Consider the following 12698-nt stretch of genomic DNA (forward strand, 5'->3'; position numbering starts at 1 on the left):
CCCCGCCGGGGCCTTCCCGCACTACGGGCTCAGCGCCTTGAGCACCTCGGCCTCGCGCCGCTCCACCACCGCCTCCGCCACCCTGGCCACCACCTCGTGGAACACCGGGTCCCGGTAGTAGTCGCCGTGCCCGCGCAGCGGCGAGGCGACCATGTCCGGGTCGGGGTCGAGGAACTCCGGGTCGCGCAACCGCACGTCGTACCCGCACCGCACGCCCCACAGCTTGTCCCCCGCGCACACCCGCTCGTCCTCGGTCGCCTCCCACGCCTCCACGGGCCCGCCCAGCGGGTCGGTCAACCGGTGCACGTTCCACCACCGGCCCTCCAGCTCCCGGTGCAGGGAGCACAGCTCGGCGTGCCCCAGGAAGTGCGGGAACAGCCGCGAGTACGCCCACTGCAACTGCGACCCGTAGGTCACCAGGCCCACCCGGCGCAGCGCCTCCGCCGCCTCGGCCTGCCCGATGTAGCGCCGCCCGTCGGCCGGGTCGGGCCGCTCGGCCTCCCGCCGCAGCAGCGCCAGCGCGGCGAAGCACACCACGCTGCCCTGGCTGTGCCCGGACAGCACGACCGCCCCCACCCCGTGGTGCCCGGCCAGCCGCACCGCCCGCGAGGTCAGCTCGATGGTCGCCCGCCCGCCGTACGGGGGCGGGCAGATCGGGTGCGCCGCGCGCGGCCAGAACGCCACCAGGTCCCACACCACGCCGACCGCCGTGCGCATCTTGCCGCTCTGCCACGACCGCAGCCCCAGCACCGCCAGCAGCACCACGAACCCGGACACCGCGAGGCTGCCCAGCCCGCCCAGCTCCTGCGCCGGCCGCGACGACAGCCAGTCGGCCAGGCCGGGCGGCGGCGCGGCCCGCCAGCCGGGGTGCGCCAGCCGCGCCAGCGCGATTCCGCCGCTCGCCACCACCAGCACCCCGCCCAGCACGGCCAGGGCGCCGAGCACCCAGTGGTAGCGGAACTTCGCCGAGGCCAGCCGCCTGCTCAGGGCGACCTTGGTGACGCCGGGCCGGGTGGGCGGGCCGGGGTAGTCCTCGCACACCCCGGCGCGGACCGCCTCGCCCACCGCGTGGTGCACGCCCGACCACACGCCCACCGCGTACAGCACGGTCGCGCCGGCCAGGCCGCCCCAGACCGCCCAGCCGGGCGCGGAGGCCCACCGCAGCACCACCGCCGCGCAGGCCAGCGAGGACCCGGTCGCGAGCACGAGCGCGCTGGACACCTGCCCCACCATCGCCGCCACGACCGGGCCGAGCAGCAGCGCGAACCCGATCGCCAGCACGCCCCACAGCCCGGCCCCGAACAGGTAGCTCGTGCTCAGCCCCAGGCCCGGCCGCCCGGTCGGGGCCGGGTCGCCCAGCCACTCGACCACCCGGTAGGCCAGGCCGCCGCTGAACCCGACCGCCAGCGTGGTCGCCAGCGCCGCGACCACCGCGGCCCCGTACCCGTGCCACATCGGCCGGAACCGCGCGTCGACCGCCATCAGCTCGACCCCGCGCGGGGAGCGCCGCATCCGCGCGCACGCCGCGAGCAGCGCCACCAGCAGCAGCATCGCCAGCGCGGCCAGCACGTTGGTCACCGCCTCGAACCCCGCCAGCGGCGGCGCGGGATCGGTGGGCAGCCGCCACAGGAACGCCGCCGCCAACCCGGCCGTGAGCAGCAGGTAGACCGCCGCCGCCCACTTCAGCGGCCGCGTGTTGGCGGCGCGCCGGTCCGGGGAGGTGACCACGCAGCCGACCACCCACGCCAGCAGCGGCACGGCCAGGCCGATCACCGACCACGACAGCGCGCCGTCGGGCAGCGCGGTCCGCAGCGCGCCCGCGTGCAGCACGCCCAGCACCACGCAGGACGCGGCCACGTGCGCGTCGCGCAGCACCGGCGTGCGCGGCGAGGTGTGCCAGAACGCGTAGTCGCCGAGGCTGCCGGTGTGGGTCTCCCACCGGTGGTGCGTGCCGCGCGGCTCGTACAGGAAGGTCTGCCGGCCGAACCACCACAGCACCGCGACGACCAGCGCCGGCGGCGCCGTCCCGAGCAGCAGCAGCGCCCCGAACGGCCAGTCGGCGAAGGACCCGAGCCAGGTGTGCTCGGCCCGGCACGCCGCGGCGGCCGCGCACTGCCGCACCACCAGCTCCAGCGACACGTACCCGACGGTCGTGACGAACATGCAGGTCAGCACCAGGCCGAGGAGCCGGAGCACCGCCTCGGCGAACCGGCCCGCGCCCAGCAGCGCGTAGCGGGCGAGGTTGAGCACCGCGAACGGGGCCATCAGCAGCCACAGCGCCCGGCTCGCGCCGCCCGAGGTGAACCGGCCCCAGTGGAACGCCTCGACCACCCGCTCCCGCGCCGGCCGCTCGCCGGGCAGGGTGGCGACGGGCCGGCCCGCCCGCAGGAACCTGGCCACGTCGTCCCCCGCCACGGGGGTGGGGAACGGATCGCCCAGCACGTGCTCCGGCGGCGTGCCGGAGACGCCGTGGACCCGCAGTTCGACGACTTCCTCTGGCTTCATGCGGACACCTCCCGGCTGTTGCCTACCGGATCGCCCCCTCCGGCGAGGGCGTTTCCCCCCGGGAGGCACTCGGCCGGGTGAACGGGTGACGATGAGAGCATGCCCGTGCGCGTCCGTTCGCCGATCGGGACCGGACGAGCGACGAGCCCCGACCCCGAAAGGTTGCCGACCGTGACCAAACCCGCCCGCCGCGACCCGAGCAACCTCGTCGACGCCCGGGGTTTCCGCGAGTTCGTCCGGGACGGCTGGGGCCCGGCCGACCGGACCGCGCGCGTCGCGCCCGGCGCCGCCGGTGCCGCCGCCGCGCACCGCGCCCGGCTCAGCGCCGCCCTGCCCGGCGCGCGCATCGCCGTGGCGGCCGGCTGGGCGCCGGTGCGGTCCAACGACACCGACTTCGGGTTCCGCCCCGACAGCGACTTCTCCTGGCTGACCGGCTGCTCCGCCGAGGGCGCCGTGCTGGTCATGCACCCGGTGGGCGACGGGCACGAGGCGGAGCTGTTCCTGCGCCCGCCCGCGGGCCCCGACGAGCCCGACTTCTTCGCCAACGCCCGCGACGGCGAGCTGTGGATCGGCCCGGTGCCGGACCTGGGCGCGTGGTCCGGGGCGCTGGGCGTGCGGTGCCGCCCGCTGCACGAGCTGCCCTCGGCGCTGCGCGGCAGGCTGCCCGCGGTGCACGCGACGGTGGGCGTGGACCCGCTGCTGGACGCCCTGGCCGGCGCGGACCACACGGCCGCGCTGCGGACCACGCTGGCCGAGCTGCGGCGGGTCAAGGACGACTGGGAGATCGGCCAGCTCCAGGCCGCCGTGGACGCCACGGTCCTGGGCTTCGCCGACGTCGCCGCCGAGCTGGGCGCCGCGGTCAAGGGCGGTGGCGAGCGCTGGTTGCAGGGCACGTTCGACCGGCGGGCGCGGACCGCGGGCAACGGCCCCGGCTACGCCTCGATCGTGGCGGCCGGGCCGCACGCGCCGGTGCTGCACTGGGTGCGCAACGACGGCCCGGTGCCGGAGGACGCGGTGCTGCTGCTGGACGCGGGCGTGGAGCTGGACACGCTCTACACCGCCGACATCACCCGCACGCTGCCGGTGTCCGGCGCCTACAGCCCGGCGCAGCGGCGGGTGCACGAGCTGATCGAGCGCGCGTCGGTGGCCGCGCTGGCCGCCGTCCGGCCGGGCGCGGAGTACCGGGACTTCCACCGCGCGGCCATGCGCGTGCTGGCCGAGGGCTTGCACGACTGGGGCCTGCTGCCGGTGTCGGTGGACGAGGCGCTGGACCCGGACGGCCAGCACCACCGCCGCTACATCGCCTGCGGCGTGGGGCACTTCCTGGGCCTGGACGTGCACGACTGCGCGAACTCGCGCGCCGAGGCGTACCACGACGGGACGCTGGAGGTCGGCATGGCGCTGGCCGTCGAGCCGGGCCTGTACTTCCACCCAAACGACGAGACCGTGCCGCCGGAGCTGCGCGGCATCGGCGTGCGGCTGGAGGAGAACGTGGTGGTGACCCCGGAGGGCAACCGGGTGCTGTCCGCGGCCCTGCCGTCCGACGCCGCCGGGCTGGAGGCGTGGGTGGCGGCCGCCGGGCGCTGACCCGGGGCCCTACCGGCCGGGCCCGTCCTCCGGGGCGGGCCCGTTCCCTCCACCGGACTCCTCCCCACCGGGCTTTTCCGCGCCGGGCTCCTCCGCGCCGGACTCCTGGCGGCGCAACCGGACCGACGTGATGGCGTGGTGCTCCACGGCCAGCACCTCGGCGGTCCAGCCGGACACCGAGACCCGGTCGCCGGGCGCCTCCGGGATGCGCCCGAGCAGCACCAGCACCAGGCCCGCGATGGTGGCGTAGTCGCCGGCCGGCGCGTCGGGCAGTTCCACCCCGATGTCGCCCAGGTCGTGCACGGGGAACGTGCCGGGCAGCACCATCGACCCGTCCGCGCCGTTGCGCACGGCCATCACGTCCCGGTCGGTCTCGTCCAGGATCTCGCCGACGATCTCCTCCAGCAGGTCCTCCAGCGCGATGATGCCGTCCACCGCGCCGTGCTCGTCGACCACCAGGCCCAGCTGCTCGCGCTCGGCCTTGAACCGGCGCAGCGCGTCGGACACCTTCACCGAGTCGGGGAACACCACCGGCGGCCGGGCCAGGTCGACCAGCTCCGCGTCGTCGTCGAGCAGGTCGCGCAGGTGCACCACGCCCACCACGTCGTCGAGGTGGCCGCCGCGGGCCACCGGGGCGCGGGAGTGGCCGGAGGCGGCCAGCTCGGCGCGGGCGGACGGCACGTCCAGGGCGGCGTCCAGGGTGACCACCGACCGGCGCGGCACCAGGACCTCGCGCAGCCGGCGCTCGTTGATCTCCAGCGCGCCGGTCATGATCATCCGCTGCTCGGCGTTGAGGCCGCGCTGGGCGTGCACCAGCTCGCGCAGCTCCTCGGCCGACATCTCCTCGGACTCGGCGTCGGGCTTGCCGCCGAACACGCGCACCACCAGGTTCGTGGAGGAGCTCAGCAGCCACACCGCGGGCCGGGAGATCGTGGAGAGCACGTGCAGCGGGCGCGCCACCAGCAGTGCCCAGCGCAGCGCGTACTGCATGGCCAGCCGCTTGGGCGCCAGCTCGCCGAAGACCAGGGTCAGGAACGTCAGCACCACCGTGACCAGGGCGATCGCCACCGCGTCGGCGGCGGTGCCCAGGAACGACAGCGCCGGCACGATCGGCCGGGCCAGCGACACCGCCGCCGTCGCCGAGGCCAGGAACCCGGCCAGGGTGATGCCGATCTGGATGGTGGCGAGGAACCGGTTGGGGTCGCGCGCCAGCCGCACGAGGGTCTTCGCGCTGGGTTTCCCGTCGCGCTCCAACCCCCTCAGCTGCCCCTCCCGCAGCGAGATCAGGGCCATCTCCGACCCGGCGAACAACGCGTTGAGCAGCACCAGCACCGCGACCAGCGCGAGCGTGAATCCGTACCCGTCCACACCCACCCTTTACCCAAACCCGGCCGAACCAGACCACCCCGGGCGCAACGTCGCTCGCGCGTTGGTCATTTCGAGTGGCACGGCTGCCGCGACGCGCCCCCGGTGGGCTACAACAAGCACGGGGAGGTCCCATGGGGTCAGGCGCGGTCCACCGGTCGTTCGTCGTCGTGGACGTCGAGAGCTACGGGGACCTGGCGCGCACGACCCACGACCGCCTCGTGCTGCGCGAGGGCATGTACCGGGTGCTGCGCGAGGCGTTCGCCGAGTGCGGGGTGCCGTGGTCGGAGGACGACGTCGACGACGCGGGCGACAGCCTGCTGGTGGTCGTGCCGCCGGAGGTGTCGAAGACCGTCCTGGCCGACCACCTGCCGACCAGGCTGGCGGCCGGGCTGCGCCGGTACAACGCCGCCCACTCCACCGGCGCGCGGATGCGGATGCGGATGGCGCTGCACGCGGACGAACTGGCCTACGACGCGCGCGGCAAGACCGCTCCGGGGCTGGTCCTGGTGCACCGGATCCTCGACGCGGCGGAGGCCAAGCGGGCGCTGCGCGACTCCACCGCGTCCCTGGTGCTGATCGTCTCCCGGTGGTTCTACGAGGCGGTGGTCAGCCAGGACCCGGCCGCCCACCCGGACGAGTACGAGCCCGTGGCGGTGGCGGTCAAGGAGATCAACGACCGGGCGTGGGTGCGCCTGGTGGACGGCCGGCCGCTCACCCCCGCCTCCCCGACCACCCCGACCACCCCGGCCGCCCCGGTGCGGCCCCTCACCCTGACCGAGCTGGGCCCGCTGGTGACCGTGCTGCTGAAGACCACCGGCTTCGACACCAGGGAGGGCCGCGACCTGGTGCTGCGCGAGCTGCCGTTCGCCAGGGCCGTCCCGCGCCACGGCGCGGACCGGCCGGACACGGTGAGCATCGTCCGGACGTGCGCGCACTACCCGCGCGGGCTCAAGGCGCTGGTCGAGGCGATCCGCTTCTACGCCGCCGGCACCACCGAAATGGCCGAACTGGACACCCTGATGGGGGAACGGGACGACGACGTCTAGTTGTCACCGGCAGCACCGAATACCGCCATACGCACCTCTTCCGCTCCGTTTCAACGACATTACACTGAGTCATGCCGTCGAGGGTGAATCCCCCACCCGCACGGGGGACGCCCTACCTGGTGGCCAAGTCGGGAGGCTCGCTGGTGGATGAATCCACAATTCGGATCGACTCCGGTCTGGTGGACCTGACGAACGTTCCCCTCGACGCCTTGGAGGCATTCGACGACGAGGCGCTGGCGGCGTCGGCGGAGCGTTTCCTCAGACAGGTCGACCACGCCAGCGCCAGCTTCGGCGGCTACAACTCCTGACCGGCGGGCGGCACCCCCATGACGAGGGACGACCAGGTGACAGACCGGGATCCCGGGCACGTGACGTTGCCGCCGAACCACGGGACGACACCGGAGCAGCTGGACCTGCTGGCCTCCGGCCGGTTCGACGCCGACGCCGCCGGGCTGCTGCGCGACGTCGAGCGCACCAGGCGCCTGCTCGCCCTGCGGCTGGTGCTGCGCTACGTCCGGGACCACCCGTCGGCCACCGGCCCCCTGCGCCCCGTGGACGAGGCGTGGGACCTGCTGGCCGCCGCCGAGCGCGTCCGCCCGGCGGCCGTGGCCGAACTCCTGGCGCGCCCCCAGGTCGGCGTGTGGTCGGCGCACCTGCTGCGCCGCCTGCGGCGGAAGGACTCCGACACCGCTCCGCTGTGGTTCCACACCGGTCAACTGCACGCGTTGGCCGCCGCGGCCGGACTGGCCGCAGAATTGCGCTTCTCCACCACGATTCCGCTGTGGGACGGAATCGTGGTGCTCCCCGGTATCGGCGCCGCGCGGGTAACCGATTCGACCGGCTGGGACCACGCCGTGCTGGTTTCGGACACGTCCGGGTCGACCGTGAAAACGGGCGACGACGCGGCCCGTCCCCTCGAATGGCGCCGGATCAGAATTCTCCGGGGCAAAGGAGGCGCGGCCGCACCCCGCGTACACCTCGACGACACCGGACCGTACCGGGGATCGGCGATACCCGAACGGCCGGACCCGTTGCCCGAATCGTCGGCGGCGAGGTGGGGCGAGGTCTTCGCCGACGCGTGGGCGCTGCTGGCGCGCGACCACCCGCACTGGGCGCGGGAGCTGGCCGCCGGACTGTCGGTGATCACGCCCCGGCCCGCGGCCCACCGCTTCCGGCCGCACAGCGGGTCGGTGGGTGACGGCTACGGCGCCGCGGTGATCTCCGAACCGCACGACGCCACGCAGCTGGCGGTCACGATGGTGCACGAGCACCAGCACAGCAAGCTCACCGCGATCGGCCACCTCACACCCCTCACCGCCACGGACGCGGGCGCCACCTGCTACGCGCCGTGGCGGGACGACCCCCGACCGGTGTCCGGCCTGTACCAGGGCGTCCACGCCTTCACCGCGGTCGCCGAGTTCTGGGCGCGGCAGCGCGAGCTGTCGACGGGACCGGACGCCGAGCTGGCGCACTTCGAGTTCGCCCTCGTCCGGGCGCAGGTCACCGAGGCGCTGGGGGCGCTGCGCGGTCACCCCGCCCTGACCGACGTCGGCAGGCGGTTCGCGGACCGCCTGGCGCGGCGGCTGGCGGCGCTGCGGGACGCCGAGGTGCCCGCCGGACCGCTGGCCGCCGCGGAGGTGGCCGTCCAGGACCACCGCACCGCGTGGCGCGCCGCGCACCTGCACCCGATGAGGGCGCACGTGCTGGAGTGCGCGCACCGGTGGTCCAGGGGCGCGCCCGCGCCCGGGACCACGCCGCACTCCCCCGTGGTCGCGGGCCCGACGACGGACAAGCTGGACAGCAAGGCGATCCTCACCAGGGTCCGGCTCGCCGGCGGGGCGGAGTTCGAGGCGATGCGCTCGAACCCCCGGGCCGAGGCCCGCGAGGTCGACGCGGACCTGACCGGGGCCGACTTCGCCCTCGTGGCCGGGGAGCACGACCGGGCCCGCGCGTCGTACGCGGCCGAGCTCGCCACCGGCCCGGGGCGTCCGGGCACGTGGTCGGGCTACGCGCTGGCGCTGCACGCGCTCTCCCCCGGCCCGGCGTCGCGGGCGCTGCTCGACCACCCGCACGTCGTCCGCGCGGTGCGGGACGAGCTGGACCGCCGCGACGAGGCGCCCGACGTCGAGCGGCTCGCCGCGTGGCTCGGGACGGCGGGTTAGGCGCTCACAGCGGCATCGGGTCGATGTCGCAGTTGGCCCGCGCCCGGCGCTCGTCCAGGTGGGCGATCACCGGGTGGCGGTCGCCCAGCCGGTCGCGCAGGGCGTCCAGGGTCCGCTGGTGCAGGGCGTCCGCCTCCTCCTCCCGCCCGAGCGAGCGGAGGTCCTGGGCCAGGTTCGCCTGGCAGGTCAGCGTGGTCGGGTGGTCCGCGCCGAACACCTCGACCGCCCGGCGCAGCACCTCGCCGCCCAGCTCGAACGCCCGCTGCGCGTCACCCGTGTCGTGCAGGTCGCTGGCCAGGTTGATCGTGGTGATCAGGGTGAACGGGTGGTCGGGCCCCAAGCGGGCGCGGAAGCTCTCCAGGGTGTTCTCGTCGAGTTCCCGCGCGCCCTGCGGATCGCCCGCCAGCCGCCGCAGGATCGCCACGTTGACCGCGGCGGCCAGGGTGTGCGGGTGCTCGGGACCCAGCGTCTTCGCGTACCGGATCAGGGTTTCCTGGGCCAGTTGCGCGGCCTTCCCGTGCCGACCGAGGTGGCGCATCTCGATGGACTTGGCCAGCGCGGCCGCGAGCGTGTCCGCGTGGTCGAGGCCGTACCGCAGCTTCAGGCCCTCGAAGGCGGTGTCCGCCGCCGCCATCGCGCCCTCGTGGTCGCCCGCCTTCCGGCGCATCGCCGCGAGGTGGCGCACCGCGCGCAGCTCCATCGGGTTGAGCGGCCGCTCCTCGCTCTGGCGCTGGTAGGCGCGCACGATCTCCTCGTGCTCGACGCGGGCCTCGTGGTAGTCGCCCAGCTCGCGCTTGTCGAGGGTGAGGCTGATCTGGGTGAGCAACGCCATCTCGTGCTCCTGGCCGTACATCTGGACCTTGCGGTCCCAGGTGTCGACGTCCAGCGCGTAGGCCGACCGGTAGTCGCCGGCGAGTCGGAGGCTCACCCCGAGGTTGTGCGCCTCGTTCAGCGTCATCGGGTCATCGTCGCCCAGGTAGCGGACGCAGAGTTCGTAGTTGCCCCGGGAGAGCTCCAGCGCGCCGGGGAAGTCGCCCTTGGCCCGCTTGTCCGCGGCCACGGCGCTGATCGCCGCGATGGTCTCCTCGTGCTCCTCGCCGAAGACGTCGCGGTGCCGCTCCACGAGGACCTGGTTGAGGGACGCCGCTTCGGCGTAGAGCCCCTGCACCCACAGCATGAAGCCGTACCAGCGGCCCATCCGCAGGGTGTCCTGGTGCTCCTCGCCCAGGCGCTCGACCCAGATCCGGTAGATCCGCTCGGACAGCTCCAGGCTCCGGTTGTGCTCGCCCCAGTAGTAGAGAAACTGCACCTGGTTGTAGAGCAGGGCCCGAACCCCTTCGGACTCGCACTCGTAGGCGTCGGACGCGGCCAGGTGGGCGCTCAGGTCGGCGTACTTGCGCCAGCTGTCCGACTCGGTCGGCGACTCCGGGTCGTTCGCGGCCAGCATCTGGTGGGCGGCGTGGCGCATGGTGGCCCGCTCGTCCTCGTTCATCTGGCTGATGAGCACCGCCTGGACCAGGCGGTGCAGTTCGATCGAGTTCGTCCGGTGGTCGACGCGCACGAGGGCGAACCGGTGGATGTCGCGGATCGCCTCGCTGAGCCGCAGGCGGTCGCGCAGGACGCGCGACAGCTCCGGCGGCACGTCGACGATGTTGCGGCTGTTGTAGGTGAACATCGTGCGGTTGATCGGTTCCGGGGCCAGGAACGCGCACATCTGGAGCAGCCGCAGCGCGGAGGGGTTCTTGCGCTTGAGCTCGCTGAGGGAGAGGTCCCACATCGCCGCGACCGACTTGGGGTAGTCGAGCGTCGTGGTGACGTCGAGCAGCTCCAGCTGCTTCTCCGCCAGGAGCTCCAGGTACTCGGCGGCGGGCATACCCGTCTCCACGCGCCACGCGGCCGCCTGCGCGACGGCCAGCGGCAGGTCGCCCAGCGCCTCGGCCAGCCGGCCGGCGTCCACCTCGGTGAGGTCGGGGTCGCGGCGGCGCAGCAGCTGCACGCTCTCGGCGCGCCGGAAGACGTCGACCTCCAGGGGGCGGGCGACGCTGAGCCACTGGGAGTTGCGCGAGGTGACCAGGATGCGGCCGGTGCCGCCGGTCGGCAGGTAGCGCTGGACGGCGCCGGGGCTGTCGGCGTTGTCGAAGATGAGCAGCCAGTTGGCGGGGACCTTGGGGTGGTTGCCGCTGCGCAGGGCGTCGAGCACCTGCTGCACGGCGACGTTGGCCTCGGAGCCGACGTTCAGTTCCAGCCGCTGGCCCAGCTCCACCAGCGAGTCCACGATCTTGACCGACCGCTCCGCCGGGATCCACCACACGACGTCGAACTTGGCGCGGTTGCGGTAGGCGTACTCGATCGCCAGCTGCGACTTGCCGACACCGCCCATGCCGTGCAGCGCCTCCGGGAGCACCGCGGCGGTCGAGCCGCGGACCAGCCGCCGCCCGAGCTCCTCCAGGAGGTCCGTCCGCCCGGTGAAATTCGGGTTCCGGGGTGGCAGGCCACCAAAAACGGGCGCGGTGAGGCTCTTGCTCCTTTCTTCGCGGTCGACGGTCGAGGTCACGTCTACTCCTCCTGCGTTTCGCCGGTCACCATCAGCCCCCGTTCGAACAAGTGTTCGATCACGCTCATCCGAATGCAAGACTCCAGTGCCGTCTTTTTTACCGCGATCACCGCGAGCCGGGAACGCCGGGTCCGTCGGAGTGGAATAGCGCAGGTAAATACCCGACAGGGCCCGGTGCACCGCCCGGTCCACCTCGACCACGTGGCGGGGCGCCGCGATGACGGGACCCACGGTCCGCACCAATTCCTCGTCCGCGGGCAAGGGCGTCGCGGCGATTTCCGGCTCGTGCTCGTACAGGTATTCGCGCACGAGTCGGAACACCCGTTCGGTCTCGCTGCGGCGGCCGTGCGCCAGCAACTCCTCGCGGACCCCCTCGACCGCGAAGTCGAACCTCGCGCGTCCCGGGTCGACGCGGGCGTCCCGGGCCGGCGGCACCACCAGGGGACCGCCCAGGAACTCGGCGACGGCGGCCGGGCCGGCATCGGGGAGCAGGTGCTCCTGGATGCGCGCCAGCAGCGCCACCTCCAGCGGGGCCGTGGCGAAGTGCACGGCCAGGGCGGCCGCGGACCTCGACGCGGACGCCCGGTAGGCCGCGACCAGCCGCACGGCGGTGAGCGGCTCGCCGCGGCGGGCCGGTTCGACCCCGGCCGGGTCCTCCCCGGCGGGCACGAGGGCCGCGCCCGCGTCCGTCCAGCCCGTCGCGGCGGTGAGCTCGGCCCACCTCCGCAGCCCCGGCGGGCCGAGCCCGGTGAAGCAGACGGGCACCACGTCGCCGAGGGCGTCGTACAGGCCGGGCACGTCCGCCTGGGGTGCCCACTCCTGGGCGGTGTTCGGCGCTCCCGGCTCGGGGGCCCTCAACCGCACCCGGTGCAGGTCGAGGCCGGTCCGGCGGGCCATCGACCAGGACAGCGGGCTGGCCACGGCCACCGAGTGCGCGGCGCCCAGCTCGCGCAGTCCCGCCCACGCCGGGCCGGACCGCCAGCCGGGGTCGACGGCGTCGGTGAGCACGAGCACCAGCGGCCGGCCGGCGGGCTCCAGGACGTGGCCCGCGTCGGGGTCGCGCAGCGCCACCCGCCCCGTCTCGTCGGGGCCGAAGGCGCACGTGGTGACGGAGCCGAACACGCCCGACCCGCGCAGGGCCCCGACGACCTCGTCGACGGTGGGGGCCCAGATCGCCATGGCGGGACCGTCGTCGACCGCCACCACCAGCCCGTGCGCGCGGCCGACGAGCGGCGCGAGCGCCTCCCGCACCCGGTCGGGGGTCCACCCGGAGGCGCCCGGACCGGTCGCCGCTCTGCCGTCGGCGCCCTGATCGAGCGCGCCCACGGTCACCGCCTCCCGGATCGACGGGGCAATTGACGCGAATATTCACCTGAATCAGTCATCATCGACCGCGGCGAGCCGCACACCCCGCAAATCCGTACCGAACGGGCTGTCGTCCCACCGCGCTCACGGGGCGTCCGCGCGGGCGGTCGC

At 74.5% G+C, this 12698-nt stretch carries 7 protein-coding genes; 4 read left to right on the forward strand and 3 right to left on the reverse strand.

Translation table 11 applies throughout. The features are described from left to right. Positions 1-21: 21 nt before the first annotated feature. The gene (locus ACFP3R_RS11520) at positions 22-2505 is read right to left on the reverse strand and encodes a hypothetical protein (protein ID WP_380635351.1); all 2484 of its coding nucleotides are present in this window, start codon (positions 2503-2505) and stop codon (positions 22-24) included. A 171-nt stretch (positions 2506-2676) separates the two neighbouring features. Here ACFP3R_RS11520 and ACFP3R_RS11525 point away from each other — a divergent pair, with 171 nt between their 5' ends. Next, entirely contained in the window at positions 2677-4092 is a 1416-nt protein-coding gene (locus ACFP3R_RS11525; protein ID WP_380635353.1) for an aminopeptidase P family protein, read from the forward strand. A gap of 9 nt (positions 4093-4101) precedes the next feature. Here the strand turns inward: ACFP3R_RS11525 and ACFP3R_RS11530 are convergent, their stop codons facing one another. After that, positions 4102-5460: a hemolysin family protein gene (locus tag ACFP3R_RS11530; protein WP_380635355.1), complete on the reverse strand. Its 1359-nt coding sequence runs from the start codon at positions 5458-5460 to the stop codon at positions 4102-4104. Positions 5461-5591: 131 nt separating this feature from the next. On the opposite strand from ACFP3R_RS11530, the gene ACFP3R_RS11535 reads away from it, so the two are divergent. From ACFP3R_RS11535 to ACFP3R_RS11545, 3 genes are all read left to right on the forward strand, one after another. After that, positions 5592-6506 carry an effector-associated domain 2-containing protein gene (locus ACFP3R_RS11535; protein ID WP_380635356.1) on the forward strand — a complete coding sequence of 305 codons (915 nt, stop codon included), beginning with the start codon at positions 5592-5594 and terminating at the stop codon, positions 6504-6506. Positions 6507-6625: 119 nt separating this feature from the next. Continuing rightward, the gene (locus ACFP3R_RS11540) at positions 6626-6814 is read left to right on the forward strand and encodes a hypothetical protein (RefSeq protein WP_380635358.1); all 189 of its coding nucleotides are present in this window, start codon (positions 6626-6628) and stop codon (positions 6812-6814) included. Between the two features lie 60 nt (positions 6815-6874). Then, on the forward strand, positions 6875-8668 hold the full coding sequence (locus ACFP3R_RS11545; protein WP_380635360.1) for an HEXXH motif domain-containing protein: 1794 nt from the start codon (positions 6875-6877) through the stop codon (positions 8666-8668). A 4-nt stretch (positions 8669-8672) separates the two neighbouring features. On the opposite strand, the gene fxsT is transcribed toward ACFP3R_RS11545, so the two are convergent. After that, positions 8673-12548 (reverse strand): FxSxx-COOH system tetratricopeptide repeat protein, encoded by a 3876-nt coding sequence (fxsT, locus tag ACFP3R_RS11550; RefSeq protein ID WP_380635362.1) that lies wholly within the window; start codon positions 12546-12548, stop codon positions 8673-8675. Positions 12549-12698: the final 150 nt, after the last annotated feature.

The sequence above is a fragment of the Saccharothrix lopnurensis genome (assembly GCF_042658445.1).
Lineage (GTDB): Bacteria > Actinomycetota > Actinomycetes > Mycobacteriales > Pseudonocardiaceae > Actinosynnema > Actinosynnema lopnurensis.

Coding starts and splice junctions, on each gene's coding strand:
- ACFP3R_RS11535 (WP_380635356.1), top strand. CDS start 5,592: ATGGGGTCAGGCGCGGTCCACCGGTCGTTCGTCGTCGTGGACGTCGAG.
- ACFP3R_RS11520 (WP_380635351.1), bottom strand. CDS start 2,505: ATGAAGCCAGAGGAAGTCGTCGAACTGCGGGTCCACGGCGTCTCCGGC.